This is a genomic window from Bacillus sp. AK25 (assembly GCF_048270685.1).
GTDB classification, from domain to species: Bacteria; Bacillota; Bacilli; order Bacillales; family Bacillaceae; genus Bacillus; species Bacillus altitudinis.
Genome location: NZ_JBLUWC010000001.1, coordinates 2,113,387 through 2,132,304, shown reverse-complemented (window position 1 = coordinate 2,132,304; position 18,918 = coordinate 2,113,387). Strand labels below are relative to the sequence as shown.

23 protein-coding genes are annotated in these 18,918 nt (G+C 41.2%); 17 read left to right on the top strand and 6 right to left on the bottom strand.

Annotated features, from left to right (window positions below):
* Window positions 1-13 precede the first annotated feature (13 nt).
* Window positions 14-1,270, top strand: a complete 1,257-nt coding sequence (locus ACNO7B_RS11025) for a dihydrolipoamide acetyltransferase family protein (protein ID WP_417901498.1) — start codon at window positions 14-16, stop codon at window positions 1,268-1,270.
* Between the two features lie 68 nt (window positions 1,271-1,338).
* Window positions 1,339-1,632: a YesK family protein gene (locus tag ACNO7B_RS11020; RefSeq protein WP_008342236.1), complete on the top strand. Its 294-nt coding sequence runs from the start codon at window positions 1,339-1,341 to the stop codon at window positions 1,630-1,632.
* A gap of 14 nt (window positions 1,633-1,646) precedes the next feature.
* On the opposite strand, the gene ACNO7B_RS11015 is transcribed toward ACNO7B_RS11020, so the two are convergent.
* A complete protein-coding gene (locus tag ACNO7B_RS11015; RefSeq protein WP_417901497.1) occupies window positions 1,647-2,540 on the bottom strand; it encodes a YegS/Rv2252/BmrU family lipid kinase in 894 nt (297 codons plus the stop codon).
* A 166-nt stretch (window positions 2,541-2,706) separates the two neighbouring features.
* On the opposite strand from ACNO7B_RS11015, the gene ACNO7B_RS11010 reads away from it, so the two are divergent.
* The 6 genes from ACNO7B_RS11010 (at window position 2,707) to ACNO7B_RS10985 (ending at window position 7,226) form a co-directional block, all read left to right on the top strand.
* Window positions 2,707-3,144, top strand: coding sequence for a BrxA/BrxB family bacilliredoxin (locus ACNO7B_RS11010; RefSeq protein ID WP_007501138.1), 438 nt, complete (start codon window positions 2,707-2,709; stop codon window positions 3,142-3,144).
* Between the two features lie 195 nt (window positions 3,145-3,339).
* On the top strand, window positions 3,340-4,104 hold the full coding sequence (locus ACNO7B_RS11005) for a transporter substrate-binding domain-containing protein (protein ID WP_008342238.1): 765 nt from the start codon (window positions 3,340-3,342) through the stop codon (window positions 4,102-4,104).
* A 126-nt stretch (window positions 4,105-4,230) separates the two neighbouring features.
* Complete coding sequence (locus tag ACNO7B_RS11000) at window positions 4,231-4,884, top strand: amino acid ABC transporter permease (protein ID WP_008342239.1); 654 nt, start codon at window positions 4,231-4,233, stop codon at window positions 4,882-4,884.
* Window positions 4,877-5,599, top strand: a complete 723-nt coding sequence (locus ACNO7B_RS10995; RefSeq protein ID WP_008342240.1) for an amino acid ABC transporter ATP-binding protein — start codon at window positions 4,877-4,879, stop codon at window positions 5,597-5,599. Before ACNO7B_RS11000 ends, ACNO7B_RS10995 begins: the two co-directional genes overlap by 8 nt.
* Window positions 5,600-5,710: 111 nt before the next feature.
* On the top strand, window positions 5,711-6,664 hold the full coding sequence (locus ACNO7B_RS10990; protein WP_007501130.1) for an aromatic acid exporter family protein: 954 nt from the start codon (window positions 5,711-5,713) through the stop codon (window positions 6,662-6,664).
* A 52-nt stretch (window positions 6,665-6,716) separates the two neighbouring features.
* Window positions 6,717-7,226: a L,D-transpeptidase gene (locus ACNO7B_RS10985; protein ID WP_025207596.1), complete on the top strand. Its 510-nt coding sequence runs from the start codon at window positions 6,717-6,719 to the stop codon at window positions 7,224-7,226.
* A 39-nt stretch (window positions 7,227-7,265) separates the two neighbouring features.
* Here ACNO7B_RS10985 and prli42 read toward each other — a convergent pair whose 3' ends face one another.
* Window positions 7,266-7,358 (bottom strand): stressosome-associated protein Prli42, encoded by a 93-nt coding sequence (gene prli42, locus ACNO7B_RS10980; protein ID WP_017357951.1) that lies wholly within the window; start codon window positions 7,356-7,358, stop codon window positions 7,266-7,268.
* A gap of 101 nt (window positions 7,359-7,459) precedes the next feature.
* On the opposite strand from prli42, the gene mce reads away from it, so the two are divergent.
* From mce to ACNO7B_RS10960, 4 genes are read left to right on the top strand one after another with little or no spacing between them, the layout of a single operon-like run.
* Window positions 7,460-7,882 carry a methylmalonyl-CoA epimerase gene (gene mce / locus ACNO7B_RS10975; protein WP_417901496.1) on the top strand — a complete coding sequence of 141 codons (423 nt, stop codon included), beginning with the start codon at window positions 7,460-7,462 and terminating at the stop codon, window positions 7,880-7,882.
* Window positions 7,875-9,338: an acyl-CoA carboxylase subunit beta gene (locus ACNO7B_RS10970; RefSeq protein ID WP_017367565.1), complete on the top strand. Its 1,464-nt coding sequence runs from the start codon at window positions 7,875-7,877 to the stop codon at window positions 9,336-9,338. The genes mce and ACNO7B_RS10970 overlap by 8 nt, the downstream gene beginning before the upstream one ends.
* 16 nt (window positions 9,339-9,354) lie before the next feature.
* Complete coding sequence (locus tag ACNO7B_RS10965; RefSeq protein WP_410685225.1) at window positions 9,355-10,476, top strand: M20/M25/M40 family metallo-hydrolase; 1,122 nt, start codon at window positions 9,355-9,357, stop codon at window positions 10,474-10,476.
* Window positions 10,477-10,490: 14 nt separating this feature from the next.
* Window positions 10,491-10,955, top strand: coding sequence for a chemotaxis protein CheW (locus tag ACNO7B_RS10960; protein WP_025207593.1), 465 nt, complete (start codon window positions 10,491-10,493; stop codon window positions 10,953-10,955).
* Between the two features lie 126 nt (window positions 10,956-11,081).
* Here the strand turns inward: ACNO7B_RS10960 and ACNO7B_RS10955 are convergent, their stop codons facing one another.
* Entirely contained in the window at window positions 11,082-11,900 is an 819-nt protein-coding gene (locus ACNO7B_RS10955) for a membrane protein insertase YidC (RefSeq protein WP_024718902.1), read from the bottom strand.
* 25 nt (window positions 11,901-11,925) lie between these two features.
* The gene (locus ACNO7B_RS10950) at window positions 11,926-12,207 is read right to left on the bottom strand and encodes a hypothetical protein (RefSeq protein WP_008342247.1); all 282 of its coding nucleotides are present in this window, start codon (window positions 12,205-12,207) and stop codon (window positions 11,926-11,928) included.
* Window positions 12,208-12,327: 120 nt separating this feature from the next.
* Here ACNO7B_RS10950 and ACNO7B_RS10945 point away from each other — a divergent pair, with 120 nt between their 5' ends.
* The 4 genes from ACNO7B_RS10945 (at window position 12,328) to ACNO7B_RS10930 (ending at window position 17,051) form a co-directional block, all read left to right on the top strand.
* Window positions 12,328-13,584, top strand: coding sequence for a DNA polymerase IV (locus ACNO7B_RS10945; RefSeq protein WP_322535819.1), 1,257 nt, complete (start codon window positions 12,328-12,330; stop codon window positions 13,582-13,584).
* A 98-nt stretch (window positions 13,585-13,682) separates the two neighbouring features.
* Entirely contained in the window at window positions 13,683-15,092 is a 1,410-nt protein-coding gene (gndA, locus tag ACNO7B_RS10940; protein WP_017367561.1) for an NADP-dependent phosphogluconate dehydrogenase, read from the top strand.
* A gap of 315 nt (window positions 15,093-15,407) precedes the next feature.
* Window positions 15,408-16,253, top strand: a complete 846-nt coding sequence (locus ACNO7B_RS10935; RefSeq protein WP_024718904.1) for a GRP family sugar transporter — start codon at window positions 15,408-15,410, stop codon at window positions 16,251-16,253.
* Between the two features lie 12 nt (window positions 16,254-16,265).
* Window positions 16,266-17,051 carry an SDR family oxidoreductase gene (locus tag ACNO7B_RS10930; protein ID WP_249476718.1) on the top strand — a complete coding sequence of 262 codons (786 nt, stop codon included), beginning with the start codon at window positions 16,266-16,268 and terminating at the stop codon, window positions 17,049-17,051.
* 128 nt (window positions 17,052-17,179) lie between these two features.
* Here ACNO7B_RS10930 and ACNO7B_RS10925 read toward each other — a convergent pair whose 3' ends face one another.
* Together ACNO7B_RS10925 and ACNO7B_RS10920 are read right to left on the bottom strand one after the other, a co-directional pair.
* Complete coding sequence (locus tag ACNO7B_RS10925; RefSeq protein WP_417901495.1) at window positions 17,180-17,731, bottom strand: hypothetical protein; 552 nt, start codon at window positions 17,729-17,731, stop codon at window positions 17,180-17,182.
* A gap of 53 nt (window positions 17,732-17,784) precedes the next feature.
* Window positions 17,785-18,168 (bottom strand): hypothetical protein, encoded by a 384-nt coding sequence (locus tag ACNO7B_RS10920; protein ID WP_417901494.1) that lies wholly within the window; start codon window positions 18,166-18,168, stop codon window positions 17,785-17,787.
* A gap of 437 nt (window positions 18,169-18,605) precedes the next feature.
* Here ACNO7B_RS10920 and ACNO7B_RS10915 point away from each other — a divergent pair, with 437 nt between their 5' ends.
* Window positions 18,606-18,917 carry a PTS sugar transporter subunit IIB gene (locus tag ACNO7B_RS10915; RefSeq protein WP_008342261.1) on the top strand — a complete coding sequence of 104 codons (312 nt, stop codon included), beginning with the start codon at window positions 18,606-18,608 and terminating at the stop codon, window positions 18,915-18,917.
* Window position 18,918 lies beyond the last annotated feature (1 nt).

The window sequence follows — 18,918 nt, the reverse complement described above, 5'->3', positions numbered from 1 at the left end:
GGAGGGTTTCAAAGTGGCAACTGAACAAATGAAAATGCCTCAGCTTGGTGAAAGTGTAACAGAAGGAACCATTAGCAAATGGCTCGTTTCACCTGGCGATCATGTGAATAAATACGATCCGATTGCGGAAGTCATGACAGATAAAGTAAATGCAGAGGTTCCATCATCCTTTACAGGAACAATCACTAAACTAGCGGCTGCAGAGGGTGATACACTTCAAGTAGGAGAAGTGTTTTGTGAAATTGAAGTAGAAGGCAGTGCGCAGCAGAGTGCGAAAATAGAAGAGGCGCCTGCGCAAGATGAAGCACCAGAACCTGACCAAACAAATGTGGATCAGAGTCAAAAGAAACGATACTCTCCGGCAGTCCTGCGTTTAGCAGATGAGCACGGAATTGATTTAGCGACTGTTCAAGGAACGGGAGCTGGGGGCAGAATCACAAGAAAAGATTTGCTGAAGCTTATCGAAAGTGGAGGCGCAAAAGAAACAGCAGCACCTGCTAGTGAAAGAACAAGTCAAAAAGAGCCTGCTCAGTCGACACAAGGAAAAGCAGCTCCTTCCATCCCTTCAATGCCTGGAGATGTTGAACTGCCGGTCACTCCGATTAGACAGGCGATTGCCGCAAACATGCTAAGAAGCAAGCATGAAATTCCACATGCCTGGACGATGATGGAAGTGGATGTGACAAACCTTGTGACAAGAAGAAATCAGCTAAAAGATCAATTCAAAGCAAAAGAAGGCTTTAATTTGACGTTCTTTGCGTTCTTTGTCAAAGCAGTGGCTCAGGCCTTAAAGGAATTCCCTGAAATGAACAGCATGTGGGCTGGTGATAAAATTGTTCAAAAGAAAGCGATCAATGTCTCCATTGCTGTTGCGACAGATGACGCTCTTTTTGTCCCAGTGATTAAAGATGCGGATGAGAAAACGATTAAGGGAATCGCCAAGGAAATTCATGAACTTGCTTTCAAGGTCAGACAAGGCAAACTGAAGCAAAGTGATATGGAAGGCGGCACTTTCACTGTGAACAACACAGGATCATTTGGTTCGGTTCAATCAATGGGGATCATTAACTATCCGCAAGCAGCCATTTTACAAGTAGAATCTATTGTAAAGCGCCCGATGATTGTAAATGGTATGATTGCCGCAAGAGATATGGTGAATCTTTGTCTTTCATTAGATCATAGAGTACTCGATGGTCTTGTATGCGGTAGATTCCTGCAAAGAATCAAACAAATTCTTGAAGGCATTGACGAAGAGACGTCCGTCTATTAAGCTCATTTATATGTCCCCTTCTCACAATGAGAGGGGGATTTCCACATCAATCAGAAAGGAGCGATGAGATGTCTGGATTAGATTTCTTTGCTTTTCTTACGATCGGTCTGATGTTTATCACAGCCATTGCGTTCGCTTTTCTTCGGTATATTTCCAAATCACGCAATCATCCTGAACGCTTACTGCTCATCATATCAATCGTTTCAATCATTCAAATCGCCTATTGCTTGTTGATGATAGGTGGATTTAAAGGAGTCGCCAATAGTTTATTAGGCATTTCCCTTCTGATAGGTACACTGCTAGGGTATGCACTTGAATATTTATACAGACGTTATATCAAAAAAACGCCCGCATCGAAATGATGCAGGCGTTTTCTTTATTCTGCTGGAACGATAAAGGTCAAATGCTGTTTTAATACTTCAAGGGAAGAAGGAGCGGTCATGTATACTTCTCCATCTGTATCTGCATCCATTTCCTCTTTAGTATGAATATGAATGCGGGATGCTTGTATAAGAGACAAGTCACCTTTAAAATCCTCTAGCTCTTCACGGTTCATCGAAAAAATCTCTTTTAAAGCAGAGAAACTCGTATTTCTGCAAATTAAAATTTCGGCTTTTCCATCATCAATTGAAGCATTTGGCAGATCTATTTTATTTGTACCGATAAAGTGCCCATTCATGACAAGGACAATCACAGCTTCTTCTTCCCAGTTTTCCTCTTCGGTTTCAATGCGTACGTAGAAAGGTTCTGTCTGCTGAAGGGTTCGAAGAGCGCTCGTGAAGTAGCTGATTTTTCCGAGGACAGCTTTTTCTTTATCATTAATATTGTTTGAGGTATCTGCGATGAGACCAATCCCCCAAAAATTTAAAAGGTATCGATCCTCTGCTTTGATTAAATCGACCTTTTTTTCAGTGCCATCTATCACCATTTGAGTGGCCTTTGGCATCTGCTGAGGGATGCCCAGCGTTCTAGAAAAGTCATTGCACGTCCCGCCAGGTAAGATCGCTACAGTCGGCCTTTTTTCTAAACCGCCAATTCCATTCATACATTCATGGACGGTTCCGTCTCCACCTAGTATAATCAGCAATTCAACCGACTCATCCATCTCACGGCAGAAATGATAGGCATCATTCGGCTGTTTTGTAGGCTTAAGGATGAGTTCATCAATATGTAAAGAAAGAAGAGGCACTGTTTGACCTAGTGTTTTTTCCATGTTTTTTTGTCCAGCATTTCCGTTATAAATGAGTATCGCTTTTTTGAATTGTGCCATCACGCAGTTCTCCCTTTCATCACTTTACTATCACTTTTCCCCAATTCCACAGGTCATAAACGACGTTTGAAAAAAGTGAAGGGGGCGAAACAAGACATTTGCCCGCCGGCGTTTTCCTTGATATGATGTAGTTAAAATGGTTTGGTCGTAGAAGGAGTGGACGGTTATGAATATTGATTTTAATTTATTTATGAATGATATTGTGAAACAAGCACGAGAAGAGATTAAACAGGCAGGTTATACGGAACTGACAACAGCTGAAGAAGTCGATGAAGCGCTGACGAAAAAAGGAACGACACTTGTCATGGTGAATTCAGTGTGCGGCTGTGCAGGCGGTATTGCTAGACCAGCGGCTGGTTATTCTGTTCATTACGATAAGCGTCCAGATCAATTGCTCACAGTGTTTGCTGGACAGGACAAAGAAGCAACCGCAAGAGCACGTGAATACTTTGAAGGCTTCCCGCCATCTTCACCATCATTTGCTCTATTAAAAGACGGGAAGATCATTAAAATGGTCGAACGTCACGAAATCGAAGGACATGAACCGATGGAAGTGGTGTCAAAACTTCAAGCCGCTTTCGATGAGTATTGCGAAGAAGTGTAACATGTTACTTTTGAATGAATCATTTAGAGGCAGTCCGGTCTTTTGATCGGTCTGTTTTTTGTTTTACATGACATAAGAATCAAAATAATTTTAGCAAAATACTATTGCATATCAAAAAGAAAGTGTTTAAAATACATTATAGTGAATAAATATTCAAATCTACTCATGATTTTAAATACTAGGAGGCATTATCATATGAAAAAGTGGTTATTATTACTTATGACAGCTGGTCTTGCAGCTGCATTAGCAGCATGCGGAACTTCTTCTAATAATTCAAACGCATCAGGAGACGACAAAACACTCATTATGGCGACTTCAGCAGATTATCCGCCATTTGAATCAAAAGACGGTGATAAAATTATCGGTTTTGATGTCGACCTTGCTACAGCTCTAGCGAAAAAGAACGGCTACAAGCTAGAAATTCAAGATATGGACTTTGCAAGCCTCGTGTCAGCTCTTAAAACAAATAAAGCTGATATTGTGCTTGCAGGCATGACACCTACTGAAAAGCGTAAAAAACAAGTTGATTTCTCAGATGTTTACTACAACGCTGAAAACTTGGTTGTATCTAAAAAATCTAGCGGTATAAAAACAGAGAAAGATTTAAAAGACAAAACGGTTGGCGTTCAATTAGGTTCTATCCAGCAAGATGAAGCAAACGGATTGCAAAAGAAATATAACTTAACAGTTGAAGATCGTAATAAAATTTCTGATATCATTCAAGAAATTAAAGCAGGCCGTTTTGATGCAGCTATTATTGAAGATAAAGTAGCGGCTGGCTACTTGAAAAAGGAAAAAGATTTCCAAGCATTTGGATTGAATAGCTCAAACGAAGGTTCAGCCATTGCATTCAAAAAAAATAGCGACTTAACAGCGAAATTCAATAAATCTTTAAAAGAAATGAAGGATAATGGCGAACTTGATAAACTCATTAAAAAATGGTTTGCTGATGAAAAGTAAGTCAGGAAAAGGATCAGCGTCATTCATGAAAATCAAGTAGAAAGCGCTGAAAAGTTCAACATGTGTTGAACTTTTTTCCTGTTTATTCTTTGATTTTATCTGATGGAAAAAAAGGAGAATATCATGATGGATTTTAAAGATGTCATACCTCAGATGCCCTTTATTTTAGAAGGTCTTAAAGTAACGCTTTCTATTGTTGTGGTATCACTGTTTCTTGGTTTTATTTTAGGAATCTTATTAACGCTCTGTAAAATTAGTGTATTTAAGCCACTTATCTGGCTAGCCGATTTTTATACGTCAATCTTCCGAGGCACACCGCTTGTGCTTCAGCTTTTGATTATTTATTTTGGTCTTCCTCAGCTGCTCGGCTTTCAAATTGATCAATACTGGGCAGCTGTAGCCGCCTTTTCACTAAACTCGGCGGCGTACGTATCTGAAATCATTCGTGCAGGAATCAATGCCATTGATAAAGGGCAAAAAGAAGCGGCCGTTGCTTTAGGTATCCCGTATGCTAAAATGATGAAGGACTTATTGCTTCCGCAAGCATTCAAAAATATTTCACCAGCACTTGTGAACGAAACGATTACACTGACAAAAGAATCAGCGATTGTCACAGTCATTGGACTGGGCGATGTCATGAGACGAGCCTATCAAGCAGGTGCCGTCACCTATAACTATCTTGAACCGCTTATTTTTGCGGGTCTCATCTATTATGTCATCGTGCTTATTCTTACCTTCGTCGGCAAATCGGTGGAAAGGAAGTTAAAATCAAATGATTAAAATAGAGAAACTCACAAAATCTTTCGGTAAAAATGAAGTGTTGAAAGGGATTGATACCACGATTAAAGAAGGCGAAGTGGTAGCTGTCATCGGGCCATCTGGTTCAGGAAAATCAACATTTCTTCGCTGTATTAACTTACTTGAAAAACCGACTTCTGGAGTGATTACGATTCAGGGGACGGAAATTACCAATCCAAAAACAAATGCACTAAAAGTGCGCGAGAATATTGGTATGGTATTTCAGCATTTTCATTTATTCCCGCACAAAACAGTGCTAGAAAATATTACGTATGCGCCAATGAATGTAAAGAACCAATCGAAGGAAGACAGCATCAAGCAGGCAGAGGATCTTTTAAAAAAGGTCGGACTTTTAGAGAAAAAAGATGATTATCCGAACCGGCTGTCAGGTGGTCAAAAGCAGCGTGTCGCCATTGCACGTGCCCTTGCGATGACACCAGACATCATGCTTTTTGACGAGCCGACGTCTGCTCTTGATCCAGAAATGGTAAAGGAAGTATTAGAGGTCATGAAAGAGCTCGCTCAATCTGGGATGACGCTGATGATCGTCACACATGAAATGGGCTTTGCAAAAGAAGTGGCAGACCGTGTGATTTTTATGGATGATGGGAAAATTGTAGAGGATGCCAATCCTGTAGAATTCTTTGAATCTCCGTCTTCACAGCGTGCTCAAGATTTCTTACAAAAAATATTATAATGAAAAAAACGAGGAGGAGACTTAACATCTCCTTCTTTTTTTGATTATAATGGGGAAAGTAAAAAAAGTTCATCATTTCACAAAAGTAGACAGAAAAGAGTGAATCACATCATGTTTAAAATCGGCTACCGAACGCTGAAAACAGCATTAGGAACAGCTCTAGCCATTTACATTGCACAAATGCTCGGTCTGCAAAACTATTCAGCTGCCGGCATTATTACGATCCTATGTATTCAGGTGACGAAAAAAAGGTCACTCCTCGCATCTGGGGCCCGCTTTGCCGCATGCAGTCTTGCCATCTTATTTTCTTATTTATTTTTTGATCTGATTGGGTATCATCCTTTCGTCATTGGACTGATGCTGCTCGTCTTTATTCCAACAACGGTCTTGCTTCGGATTAAAGAAGGGATTGTCACAAGTTCAGTGATTATCCTTCATTTGTATATGTCTGGAGGCATTACGCTTCATCTCATCTGGAATGAGCTTTTACTCATCACCATTGGTGTAGGGGTCGCACTCATTATGAACCTGTATATGCCTAGCGTTGATAAAAAGCTGAAACAATACAGTGAACAAATTGAAGCGAATTTTGCGAAAATCTTTGAAGAAATCGAGCAATATTTAATGACCGGAAAACAAGACTGGACAGGAAAAGAAATTCCAGAGACGCATCAATTGATTAAAGAAGCGAAGGCTCTTGCATACCGTGATGTTGAAAATCATGTCTTAAGACATGAAAATCTGTATTATCATTATTTCAACATGAGACAAAAGCAATTTGAAATCATTGAGCGGGTGCTTCCGAAAATTACGTCCATTTCTGTTACAACGGAGCATGGGCAAATCATTGCAGAATATATTAGAGATTTACGAGAACATATTCACCCAGGGAACACGGCGCATAAGTTCTTAAGACGCCTGATTGATATGAAAGAAGAGTTTGATGCACTGCCACTTCCACAAACACGTGAAGAATTTGAAGCTAGAGCCGCACTCTTTCATTTTCTCGGAGAAATGGAACAATATTTGGTGCTGAAAAGTTATTTTAAAGGGATGAAAGAATAAAGACGCATGAGTTCCTCCTTCATTGGTCAATCTAATGAAAAAGGAGGAGCCTATGCGTCTTTTATTTTATACTGTGCTGACCATGTCCCTTTCACCCATCTGGCCGCTCGGGCAAAACCCGCTTCCAGGTGATCCGTATGTCATTATTAATAAACAAACGAATGAGCTTGCGTATATTGATCATGGGAAAATTCAAAAAGTCTACCCGGCTTCTACTGGCAAAACAGCTGATTTAACGCCAGAAGGTGAATTTACGATTATGATCAAAGCGAAAGATCCTTATTACAGAAGAAAAAATATTGAAGGCGGCGCAAAGAATAACCCACTCGGCCGAAGGTGGATTGGATTTGATGCGCGAGGAACCGACGGGAGAATCTATGGAATTCATGGAACAAGTGATGAGACATCGATAGGGAAATTTATTACGGCAGGCTGTGTACGTCTTCATAATCAAGATGTAGAACGGCTGTTTGATCAGCTTCCAGTTGGTACAAAAGTATGGATCACGAAATCAAGCGATGCATTTGAAAAACTGGCCAAAGACAAACAGGCCATTCGTTAAAAAACGAATCACCTGCTTGTCTGCTTTTTTATCAACACTTTATAAAAAGGCTGCCGCTCCTGCTAAAAGTGAAGAAATTAACAGTAAGCTAATCATGAGCAATACCATAAATTTCATGAATTTCTGAGACATATCGCACCCCTATAATCAAATGTTTTTGCGACGAGCGCACCTTTCTTTATTCTAGCTCGTTTTTACGCAGGCGACAAGTGATGTACAAAGGAAGTGAACGGATGAATCAAATCGATCATATTGCCATTGCCGTTTTTTCTATTCAAAAAACAGCACGTACGTTCTCCAGGCTGTTTAACTGGGAATTTTCAGACATAGAAGTACTCCCGAATCAAGGGGTCAAAGTATCTTTTGCTTCCCTAGGTGATCTGCACATTGAGTTGATTGAACCGATATCAAATCACAGCACATTACATACCTTCTTAACAAAAAGAGGAGAGGGGCTTCATCATATTGCATTAAAGTCAGGTGACATTCAGGCTGATTTCAGTCAACTTGACGAGCTCGGCATGCAGCTCATTCAAAAGGACGCACAAAATGGTGCGAACGGAAAGCGCATCGCGTTTATTTCACCAAAAGAAACGTCAGGTGTGCTATTTGAATTGTGTGCGCCATTGAAAGGAGAGAAACAGGAAGATGCATGAATCGTTCAATGACTTGTCTGAATGGCGCGAGAAAGCTTTAAGGGGTGGCGGTGAAAAACGAGCAGCGGCTCACCGAAACAAAGGAAAGCTGACTGTTCGTCAGCGGCTTCATGAACTTCTTGATGAAGGCAGCTTTATGGAAATCCAGTCATTTGCTAAAGGCTCCCGCTCAGAGCATTTAGGGGATGGCGTTGTCACTGGGACGGGACTGATTCATGGGAAACAAGTAGGCGTTTATGCACAAGATGCGACCGTGTACGGGGGTTCACTAGGGGACATGCATGCGAAAAAAATAGCGGCTTTAATGGATTTGGCGGCTAAAAATCAAATGCCTGTTATCGGTCTAAAAGACTCAGGTGGTGCGAGAATTCAAGAGGGTGTGGTATCATTAGAGGGATATGGTCAGATTTTTAAACGGAATGTGCTGTACTCTGGTCAAATTCCGCAAATATCCGTTATTTTAGGCTCCTGTGCGGGAGGTGCAGTTTATTCACCTGCATTGACGGATTTTGTTTTCATGACGGAGCAAACAGCTCATATGTTTTTAACTGGTCCGAAAGTGATAGAAAAAGCAACAGGAGAGACGGTCTGTCCTGACCGGCTTGGAGGTGCAGCAGTTCAGCATCAAACAAGCGGGAATGTGCACTATACAGGGAAAGATGAGAGAGACGTGTTAAAAGCAGTTCGAACGCTTTTAACGTACATACCAACGAAACGACGGCCTGTCATTCATCGTAAGGTGCAAAAGCATGATGCAAGCGATCTTGGGAACATCTTGCCAAAGGAGCCATCACGCACTTATGATGTCAAACAAGTGGTGACAGCGATCACCGACCACGGCTCATTTTTTGAAACGCAGCGTTGTTTCTCCAAAAATATCGTCACAGGTTTTGCCAGATTACAAGGGTCTTCCATTGGTCTTGTAGCCAATCAGCCTAAGGTGCTGGCAGGAAGCCTTGACCTCGATGCTGCTGATAAAGCGGCTCGGTTTATTCGATTTTGCGATGCATTTCATATTCCCATTTTAACCCTTGTGGACGTTCCTGGTTTTTTGCCAGGTGAGAAAGCTGAGCATGCAGGCATTATCCGCCACGGCGCAAAGCTTCTGTATGCGTATGCTGAGGCGACCGTTCCAAAAATCACTGTGATTTTGAGAAAGGCGTTTGGCGGCGCATACGTTGCGATGAATAGTAAGGGATTAGGTGCTGACTTTGTATATGCATGGCCAGAGGCAGAAATTGATGTCATGGGAAAATCGTTTGCAGACGAAATTGTTCATCCTGCTTTGCGTGAGGTGGACAATGAACCTAGTGTCATGAAGGCAGCACAATTAGGATTAATCGACGATATTTTAATGCCAGATGAAACGAGAGAGCGGCTCATTCGCTCATTTGACCTGCTTCGCAGTAAGGAAGAAGATAGACCGTTAAAAAAGCATGGAAACATGCCGCTATAAGAGGAGGAGCTTCATCATGATCAATGAGAAACGCTTATTAGACGAATTTTTAGAACTTGTACAAATCGATTCAGAAACGAAACATGAAGAAAAAATTGTTGAAGTCCTAAAAGAGAAATTTACTGGTTTAGGGCTTAATGTAGTTGAAGATGATTCAAAAGAGACAACCGGCCATGGAGCAGGCAATCTTATTTGCACACTTGAAGGGAATCAAGAGGCAGATACGATTTATTTTACTTCTCATATGGATACAGTTGTACCAGGTAATGGTGTTAAGCCAGTCATTGAAGAAGGCTATGTCAAGACAGATGGCACAACCATTCTTGGTGCTGACGATAAAACAGGGCTTGCTGCAATGTTTGAAGCGATCCGTGTCCTAAAAGAGAAAAATGTACCGCATGGCAAGATTGAATTTGTCATTACAGCTGGTGAAGAATCAGGACTTGTAGGAGCAAAAGCGTTAGATCCGAAACTGATGACAGCAAAATATGGTTATGCCCTTGATTCAGATGGCAAGGTCGGTACCATTATCGTGGCTGCGCCAACACAGGCGAAAGTACGCGCAACCATTTACGGAAAGACAGCTCACGCAGGTGTGGCACCTGAAAAAGGCGTTTCTGCGATTACGATTGCATCAAAAGCGATCGCCAGCATGCCGCTTGGCCGTATTGATGAAGAAACAACGGCGAATATCGGCCGTTTTGAAGGTGGAACACAAACGAATATTGTCTGTGATCAAGTGGATATTCTGGCAGAGGCGCGTTCTTTAGAACCGGCAAAAATGGAAGCACAAGTAGCAAAAATGAAAGAAGCCTTTGAAAAAACCGCTAAAGAAATGGGCGGAAGTGCCGATGTACAAATTGACATCATGTATCCAGGCTTCAAATTCTCACACGGCGATCAAGTCGTTGAAGTGGCGAAAAAAGCGGCTGCGAAAATTGGCCGCCCTTCAGAACTACAGACAAGCGGGGGAGGCAGTGATGCAAACGTCATTGCTGGAAATGGCATCCCAACTGTCAACCTAGCTGTTGGATATGAAGATATTCATACGAAAAATGAGAAAATGCCGATTGAAGAATTAGTCAAGACAGCTGAAATGGTTCTCGCCATTATCGAAGAAACGACAAATCCATCGTAAAGGCAGGAGACTCTGTGAGCACGCAAAAGATCATTATTTTCCAAGTGGGACAAGAGGATTTTGGTATCAGCGTAGAGCATATACGCTCGATTGAGAAGGTCCCTTATTTACAAGAAGTATCGAACCTTCCAAAAGAGATTAAAGGACTCATGTCGTTAAGAGGAGAGGTCATTCCAGTCAGTGACACAGGTGTCATGCTGCACGGAAAACCTCTGGATGTAACCGAACAGTCTAAGGTTCTACTATTTGAATTGAACGATCAAATGATTGGCTGCCTTGTTTCTGATGCAAAAGATATCATTGATATCGAGCTAAATGAGATCAAGCCATTTCATATGAACACAAAAGCATCTGAATATTTCTTCGGCGTCGTTGAGAGAGAGAACAAGATGATTTTACAAGTGGACCCTAATAAGTTTCTTGGGAAAATTGAGGATCTTGATCAATTGCCTGAGCGATTGAAAGAGGAATTGGCATAAATAAAGGCCCCTTATCCATGGATAAGGGGTCATTTTGCGTGCCGGAGCTCACGAATCTTTTATTTGTTGCGCTCTACAGAAGACAAATATAGCCCCCTTATCATGTTTAGGTAAGGGGGCTATAATTTATTCAGCTGCTGGGTTAATTGAATCGTTTGCCGCAGCTTTTGTTTTTGATTTTTGGTACATCACATTTAAAATAATCGTTTGAATGGTGAGTAAAAGTCCACTTGTCATCCAATATAAAGGAAGAGCAGCGGGAGCATTAATTGATAGAAACAGCATCATGACTGGGAAAATCATGCCCATGATTTTTGCTTGTTTCAGTGCAGCTTCTGTTTGGGTGCCTGATTGTTTTGCGAATTTTTGTGTGACATAAAATTGCAAGAAATACATGGCCCCTGCAAAGATCGCTACCAAAAGATCAGTTTGTCCTAAGTTAAACCATAAGAACGAATGTGTTGCAATCTCAGGTGTTGAGCGGATTGCTGAGTAAAAGCCAAGAACAATTGGGATTTGAATCAGCATCGGCAGACAGCCCATTGCCAGCGGGTTCACATTGTTGTCTTTATATACTTTCATCATTTCCATTTGCAGTTCTTTTTGTTTTTCAGGTTCTTTCGTTTTTTTCAATTTGCTTTGTATTTGGTCAATCTGAGGTTTAACGAGTGCCATTTTCTCTTGCATCACTCTCTGCTTTTTAAATTGGTTTGCAAAAAGCGGGAAAATAAGCAGCCGGACAATCAATGTCACGAACATAATAGATAAACCGTAGTCATCATGGAAAAAGTTCGCAAGCCAGATAATCAACTCAGAAAAAGGCTGAACAAAATAATGATGGAAAAACCCATCAGAGCTTGTATTTGTTTGCGCACTGGCAGCAAATGCCGGTGACGCTACCATCATAAAAAATAAAGTCGTACAAATTGTCAATAAACGTTTCAATTCGTTTCCTCCTCAATAATAAAATCTAATAAGAGAGAGGAAGCGAATGGTCTTCATCATCATTTGATGATCTTTTCATTCGAATGACTTTACTAATCCAAGTTGTAATGCGATCATATATGATAAACAGAAAGTCTGTTCGATTCAAACAAGATGCATCCAACTCTTCTAAACGATGTCCTCCGAGGTGCTCGTTCATTCGGCAGTCTTTTAATAAGAAAGCAATACCAATGGCGGTCAGCGCTGGAAGAATAATCGTAAAGAATTCAACAAGGAAAAAGACTTCATTGAATGTATCAATAATCATGATTATCACATCCATTTCATTACTCACAGTGTACTATACACCATATGAAATGTCTAATGGAACAAACAGGTGAAATCACGGTGAAGTGAAGGAAAGTAGATCACCTAAGGAGGCAAGCAAATGGCTGATTCTCAAAAGAAGGGGCGAATCATTTTTCATATTGATATGAATAGTTTTTATGCATCGGTAGAAATGGCGTATGATCCTTCTTTGAGAGGGAAACCTTTAGCCATTAGCGGAAATGCAAAAGAGCGCAAAGGCATAGTTGTAACCTGCAGCTACGAGGCAAGAGCACTCGGGGTGAAGCCGCCGATGCCACTTTGGGAAGCGAAGCGGCTATGTCCGGGACTGATTGTGCGTACACCCAACTTCGACCGGTACCGCAGCTCCTCACAAGAAATGTTTACCATACTAAGAGAATATAGTGACTTAGTTGAACCCGTTTCAATTGATGAAGGCTATATTGATTTAACCAATACCCCTTATGCGGAGCATGCTGTGAAAACCGCTCATGATATTCAAACGAGGCTAGTAGAAGAGCTCATGCTTCCTTCTAGCATTGGCATTGCACCAAATAAATTTCTAGCGAAGATGGCGTCTAATTGGAAAAAGCCAATGGGCATTACCATTTTGCGTAAACGAGATGTCCCGACAATGCTCTGGCCGCTCCCGGCAGGTGACATGCATGGGGTTGGACAGAAAACGGCAGATAAGCTGAAAACCATCGGAATTCATACAATTGAAGATTTAGCGAAAGCGAATGAATATGCGCTAAAAGAGTTATTAGGTATCAATGGACCGAGGTTAAAGCAAAAGGCAAACGGAGAGCATGACGGCATTGTCGATCCAGAAAGAATATACGAATTTAAATCTGTCGGCAATTCTTCCACTCTTCCTCACGATTCTGATGATACAGATGAACTCGTCTCATTAATAGAGAAACTGTCGCAATCGGTGAGTGCCAGATTACGAAGAAAAGAAGTGATGGCGAACCGGCTGCTCATTATGATTCGGTATGCAAGCTGGAAAAATATCACACGGAGCGTCACACTCACGAATCCAACTGATCGAAAGGAAGATCTATTTGAGGCGGCAAAGCAGCTATTCCTAAAGCATTGGAATGACCAGCCAGTAAGACTTTTAGGTGTGACGGGGACCGATCTTGTGGAACGAAAATCAGCCGTCAAGCAGCTTGATTTATTCTCTTATACAGAAGATGCAAAAGACGAACCGCTCCAATCTCTTTTAGACGGACTGAAAGAAAAATACGGTAAACCACTCATTCAAAGAGGAGTGACCATTAAGGAAAAAGAGAGCAAAACAAGTGGTACAAGTTTTAATAAAGACTTTTTTCAGGACGAAAGAGGAAATGACTAGCCTGAAAACTTGATAAAAGAGGTGATGTTGTGGTAATTTCAAAGGGTACATCATTTCAGCAGTAATCAATATAGTGTGTTAGAAGGGACGTCAGAATTATGTCAAAACAACAAATCGGTGTCGTTGGACTAGCCGTTATGGGGAAAAACCTTGCCCTAAATATTGAAAGCCGCGGTTTCTCCGTGTCCGTTTATAACAGATCTAGCAGCAAAACAGAAGAGTTTCTTCAAGAATCACAAGGGAAAAACGTTGTAGGCACATACAGCATTGAAGAATTTGTTCAATCGCTTGAAACGCCGCGTAAAATTCTTTTAATGGTAAAAGCGGGTGCAGCAACAGATGCAACCATTCAATCATTACTGCCTCACCTAGAGAAAGGTGACATTTTAATTGATGGTGGAAATACATATTACAAGGATACACAAAGACGTAACCAAGAGCTTGCGGAAAGTGGTATTCACTTCATTGGAACAGGTGTTTCTGGCGGTGAAGAAGGCGCACTAAAAGGTCCTTCTATCATGCCTGGCGGTCAAAAAGAAGCGCATGAGCTAGTGAAACCAATTTTAGAAGCCATCTCTGCGAAAGTAGATGGTGAGCCTTGTACAACGTATATCGGTCCAGATGGAGCAGGACATTATGTCAAAATGGTTCATAACGGTATCGAGTACGGAGACATGCAATTGATCTCTGAATCATACTTTATCTTGAAGCATGTGGCAGGATTGTCAGCAGAGGAGCTTCATGAAGTATTCTCAGAGTGGAATAAAGGCGAGCTTGACAGCTACTTAATCGAAATTACAGCTGACATTTTCACAAAAGTGGATGAAGAAACAAATCAGCCGCTTGTGGATGTGATCTTAGATAAAGCTGGACAAAAAGGAACTGGGAAATGGACGAGCCAAAGCTCTCTTGATCTAGGTGTTCCGCTTCCAATCATTACGGAATCTGTTTTCGCACGTTTTATTTCTGCGATGAAAGATGAGCGTGTGGAAGCAAGTCAATTAATTCAAGGGCCTGAGCCAACTCAATCAGCTGAAGATAAACAAGCATTAATCGAAGCTGTTAGAAAAGCTCTCTTCATGAGTAAAATCTGCTCATATGCACAAGGTTTTGCGCAAATGAAAGCAGCGTCTGAAGAGTATAACTGGGATTTGAAATACGGTGAAATTGCGATGATCTTCCGTGGTGGATGTATCATTCGTGCAGCCTTCCTGCAGCAAATCAAAGAAGCATATGACCGTAACCCTGAATTGAAAAACCTATTGCTTGATCCTTACTTCAAGGATATCGTAGAAAGCTATCAATCATCACTTCGTAAAGTGATTTCACTTGCAGTAGAACAAGGTGTTCCTGTTCCTTCATTCTCAAGTGCACTTGCTTACTTTGATAGCTATCGTACAGCTGTCCTTCCAGCTAACTTAATTCAAGCACAGCGTGACTACTTCGGCGCACATACGTATGAGCGCACAGATAAAGAAGGCGTCTTCCATACTGAATGGATGAAATAAGTATACAACCTCAAAAGACCTTACCTTGGTAAGGTCTTAGATTGTTGACAAAGGGCTAAAATGAACTTGATTTTAGCCCTTTGTCTTCTTTTTAGCGTGATAGAAAACCTTTGCAGGCTAGGAAGGCCGAGTACTGGAGCGGAGCGAATTTGACATTCATGAGCACCAGCACGCAGGACTGACACCGAATGCGAGGGTTTGTCTACACGCTGTGACCTTACCTTTGGTAAGGTCTTTTTTGTGTTTACATCTATTCGGCTAAAAATCCGAAAAAGAGGGATGCTAAGTAAAAAAGAACAGAAAGTAGGGATAGAAGTGGGCATTTTATATGCACTTCTCCCAGCGATATTTTGGGGAAGTATTGTTCTCATCAGTGTCAAACTTGGCGGGAATGCCTATCAGCAAACACTCGGCATTACCCTCGGCGCTTTTTTGTTTTCAATCGGCGCCTATTTGATCAAAATGCCGGAACTGACACCGCTTATTTTTGCGGTTTCCGTTATCTCTGGGATCTTTTGGAGTATAGGGCAAATGAATCAGCTTTCAAGTGTCGCCTTTCTAGGGGTGTCAAAGGCTGTTCCTTTATCAACGGGTATGCAGCTTGTGAGCACGACATTATTTGGTGTCATCGTCTTCAAAGAATGGCAAACCATGACGGTCATACTTATTGGTTCTTGTGCTATTTTATTTATTATTGCTGGTGTTGTCATGACATCACTTGGTCAAAAAAAGAGTGGCGGGAACGAAGGCGGCAATTTTAAAAAGGGAATCATCATTTTGCTCATCTCAACCGTAGGCTACGTCGGATATGTTGTCATTTTAAGATGGTTTCATATAGATGGCTGGTCTGCGCTCGTTCCGCAATCTGTCGGCATGCTGCTTTCATCGTTAGCGATTAGTCTAAAGCAAGACCCGTTTAGCAAATATACATTCAGAAATATCATTGCTGGTCTTGTGTGGTCGACAGGAAATCTAGGGCTTCTTTTGGCGATTCCACTCATTGGCGTAGCAGTAAGTTTTTCCATGTCTCAAACAGGAATTGTCATCTCGACTTTAGGCGGTATTTATTTATTAAAAGAGAAAGCATCTAAAACAAGCTTTGTTATTGCAGGCTGCTTGATGATTATCGCAGGCGGTGTGCTGCTAGGTTTTACAAAATAGGAGGTTAAACGAATGTATCCAGATTTGGAAGGGAAAACAGTTCTCATCACAGGAGCAGGTACAGGGATAGGTCAGGCGATGGCGCGCCGGTTTGGACAAGAAAAAGCCAATGTAGTGATCAATTATTTCTCCGATAAAGAAAACCCGGACGACACGATTGCTCATATTCAAAAAAGTGGCGGACAGGCTGTCAAAATTCAAGGGGATGTATCAAAAGAAGAGGATATGAAGGCGATGATTGATCAAGCTGTTGATACATATGGCAGTCTTGATGTCATGATCAATAATGCAGGAATTGAAAATGAAGTTCCTTCAACTGAAATGACGCTAGATAATTGGAACAAAGTGATGTCCACCAATTTAACAGGCATGTTTCTAGGCTGCCGTGATGCATTAAAGTATATGACAGAACATGGGATCGAGGGGTCGATTATTAATATGTCATCGGTCCATCAGCAAATTCCGTGGCCTCATTTTGTCCATTATGCAGCAAGTAAAGGAGGCGCCAAGCTTTTGACGGAAACGCTGGCACTAGAATATGCCCCTAAAAAAATTCGCGTAAACAGTATTGCACCAGGTGCAATTGATACCCCCATCAATGCCGAAAAATTTGATGATCCAGCATTGAAAAAGGGCGTCATTGAGCTGATACCAATTGGCTATATCGGAAAGCCTGAAGAAGTGGCAGCATGTGCTGTCTGGCTTGCATCAAAAGAAGCGAGCTATGTGACAGGGTTGACGTTATATGTAGACGGCGGTATGACCAAGTACCCGGGATTCCAAGCAGGAAAAGGATAATCGTGCATATGTTGATCACGGGCTGGGCTCAGAGGATAACACAACATCAAATTATGATCTAGTATGTTGTCATGCTAGTGAAAAGCGTGAGCATAAACATTGCACACGCTTTTATCCATTTAATCGGCTTATTCAAATATGGCTTCTTTGTTCTTCACGATGATGCCTACTTTCGTTTTGACACGAGGAACGCCATCTTTTTGAAGATAATCATATAAAATGGGTTCTATTTCATTGATATCTGTACGAAGTATTTTAGGAGATAACTCCTCGATAAATGGATCGTTTTTAACTGCTAGACAGTTCGCCATTGTATCGAGTGCAATTAAACTGAAAGGTCTTCCTTTGTTTAGCCAAGATTTCATTCTGAGCCATGTTGGAAAGCATGCTGATGCCAACCTGCCCCAACTGTCGTTAAAAGAGGAGCAATGAGACTCCATCCAATCAAGTATGTGATGTGAACGGAAACGATATAGGCTGGAGAGAGCCGTCATTGGCAATTCCTTTTCACTTACACATTTCAATTGATCAAAAATACGTCTCATTCCTTCCTCGGCTGGTAAACTACTGGCTGCTGCCCAAGAAAGCGGATGAAAAAATTTATCGGCATCATTCTCCCAAAGCTCTCTTACCCAATCCGAAGCTGCAGTACCTAAAACATCAGCTGCGATCTCCAGCATTCTTGATTTGACTTCATGATTTTCCGTTCCATAAAATCTAGCTTTTACAGACATCAACATTTTTGTGTATCGTGTTTTTTCAGGGCATTGATGACATCGTATTGAAGAAACCACCTTGTGATTGAGAAATCTAATAAAGACTCCAAATCATGTTGAACCGCTTGTAATGTGGGTATTTTCTCTTCTGCTGTGACCAATACATCTTCTTCTGGCTGACAAGCCTCTCCGTCTTCTTCATAAAAATCATCGTGCAATAAAAATTTCTTTGGAGAGTGGATGATCGCTAAGTGATACCATTCAATTGGCCGTAAAGAATAGGTTAAGAGCCGCCTGTGACGATCATTGCATAATCGATAAGGCTGAGCTGATTCATCAGAAATTTTTACAACATCAATCTCGTTTCTTTTACAGGCTTCACACAAATGAGTGACTGCCATGATATCCAGTCCTTTTGATTGCAAAGATATGAATAGATTCGAAAAGTAGCAGCAAAAGACGTTTACCTATCCATCAAATTGAGTGGGAATAGAATCTGTTTCCATCTCTGGGCAGTTACTTCTCATGATTTATGGGATGAAAAATTGGGTTTTTGAATGAGCTAAGTCATTCGCACTTATTTTAACAAAGTTCTCAAAGACTGTCTTCAGAAGAAGAAGCTACTTTATGGTTCATTCGGAGAGTATTTTTTAAAAGAAAAGGGGTCTCGTTCATATCTGGATGAGATCTTTTTTGTTCTGAAAGCTTGTTGTGAGTATTGATACGGTCATTTTTAAAATAAAATACAGACATATATAATTAAATGTCTAGACATTTAAAAATAAAAATATATAATATTAACTGGAAGCGCTTTTATTACAACAATGGGGTGAGAGAAATGAAACGTATTTTATTAGCATGCAGTTCAGGTATGTCTACGAGTTTACTAGTCACAAAGATGAAGGCACATGCTGAGTCTATAGGGGAAGAAGCAGAGATTTGGGCAGTCGGACAAGACCAAGCGAGAAAAGAAATGGCACATGCCGATGTTGTATTAATTGGACCGCAAATGAGCTTTTTAAAAGGGGATCTTCAAAAAGAAGCTCAAAAATATGGGATTGAAGTAGAGGTCATCGATATGCAGGCGTATGGGCTAGCAGATGGACAAAAAGCGTATGAACAAGCGGTTTCATTGATGGGGGAATCTTAAA

What these genes read in the sequence shown, in the direction of transcription:
- ACNO7B_RS10995 (WP_008342240.1), top strand. Translation starts at nt 4,877, where the DNA reads ATGATTAAAATAGAGAAACTCACAAAATCTTTCGGTAAAAATGAAGTG.
- ACNO7B_RS10985 (WP_025207596.1), top strand. Translation starts at nt 6,717, where the DNA reads ATGCGTCTTTTATTTTATACTGTGCTGACCATGTCCCTTTCACCCATC.
- mce (WP_417901496.1), top strand. Translation starts at nt 7,460, where the DNA reads ATGAATCAAATCGATCATATTGCCATTGCCGTTTTTTCTATTCAAAAA.
- ACNO7B_RS11020 (WP_008342236.1), top strand. Translation starts at nt 1,339, where the DNA reads ATGTCTGGATTAGATTTCTTTGCTTTTCTTACGATCGGTCTGATGTTT.
- ACNO7B_RS10930 (WP_249476718.1), top strand. Translation starts at nt 16,266, where the DNA reads ATGTATCCAGATTTGGAAGGGAAAACAGTTCTCATCACAGGAGCAGGT.
- ACNO7B_RS10990 (WP_007501130.1), top strand. Translation starts at nt 5,711, where the DNA reads ATGTTTAAAATCGGCTACCGAACGCTGAAAACAGCATTAGGAACAGCT.
- ACNO7B_RS10950 (WP_008342247.1), bottom strand. Translation starts at nt 12,207, where the DNA reads ATGATTATTGATACATTCAATGAAGTCTTTTTCCTTGTTGAATTCTTT.
- prli42 (WP_017357951.1), bottom strand. Translation starts at nt 7,358, where the DNA reads ATGTCTCAGAAATTCATGAAATTTATGGTATTGCTCATGATTAGCTTA.
- ACNO7B_RS11000 (WP_008342239.1), top strand. Translation starts at nt 4,231, where the DNA reads ATGGATTTTAAAGATGTCATACCTCAGATGCCCTTTATTTTAGAAGGT.
- ACNO7B_RS10970 (WP_017367565.1), top strand. Translation starts at nt 7,875, where the DNA reads ATGCATGAATCGTTCAATGACTTGTCTGAATGGCGCGAGAAAGCTTTA.
- ACNO7B_RS10915 (WP_008342261.1), top strand. Translation starts at nt 18,606, where the DNA reads ATGAAACGTATTTTATTAGCATGCAGTTCAGGTATGTCTACGAGTTTA.
- ACNO7B_RS10920 (WP_417901494.1), bottom strand. Translation starts at nt 18,168, where the DNA reads ATGGCAGTCACTCATTTGTGTGAAGCCTGTAAAAGAAACGAGATTGAT.
- ACNO7B_RS10925 (WP_417901495.1), bottom strand. Translation starts at nt 17,731, where the DNA reads ATGCTGGAGATCGCAGCTGATGTTTTAGGTACTGCAGCTTCGGATTGG.
- ACNO7B_RS11005 (WP_008342238.1), top strand. Translation starts at nt 3,340, where the DNA reads ATGAAAAAGTGGTTATTATTACTTATGACAGCTGGTCTTGCAGCTGCA.
- ACNO7B_RS11010 (WP_007501138.1), top strand. Translation starts at nt 2,707, where the DNA reads ATGAATATTGATTTTAATTTATTTATGAATGATATTGTGAAACAAGCA.
- ACNO7B_RS10945 (WP_322535819.1), top strand. Translation starts at nt 12,328, where the DNA reads ATGGCTGATTCTCAAAAGAAGGGGCGAATCATTTTTCATATTGATATG.
- ACNO7B_RS11015 (WP_417901497.1), bottom strand. Translation starts at nt 2,540, where the DNA reads ATGGCACAATTCAAAAAAGCGATACTCATTTATAACGGAAATGCTGGA.
- ACNO7B_RS10965 (WP_410685225.1), top strand. Translation starts at nt 9,355, where the DNA reads ATGATCAATGAGAAACGCTTATTAGACGAATTTTTAGAACTTGTACAA.
- gndA (WP_017367561.1), top strand. Translation starts at nt 13,683, where the DNA reads ATGTCAAAACAACAAATCGGTGTCGTTGGACTAGCCGTTATGGGGAAA.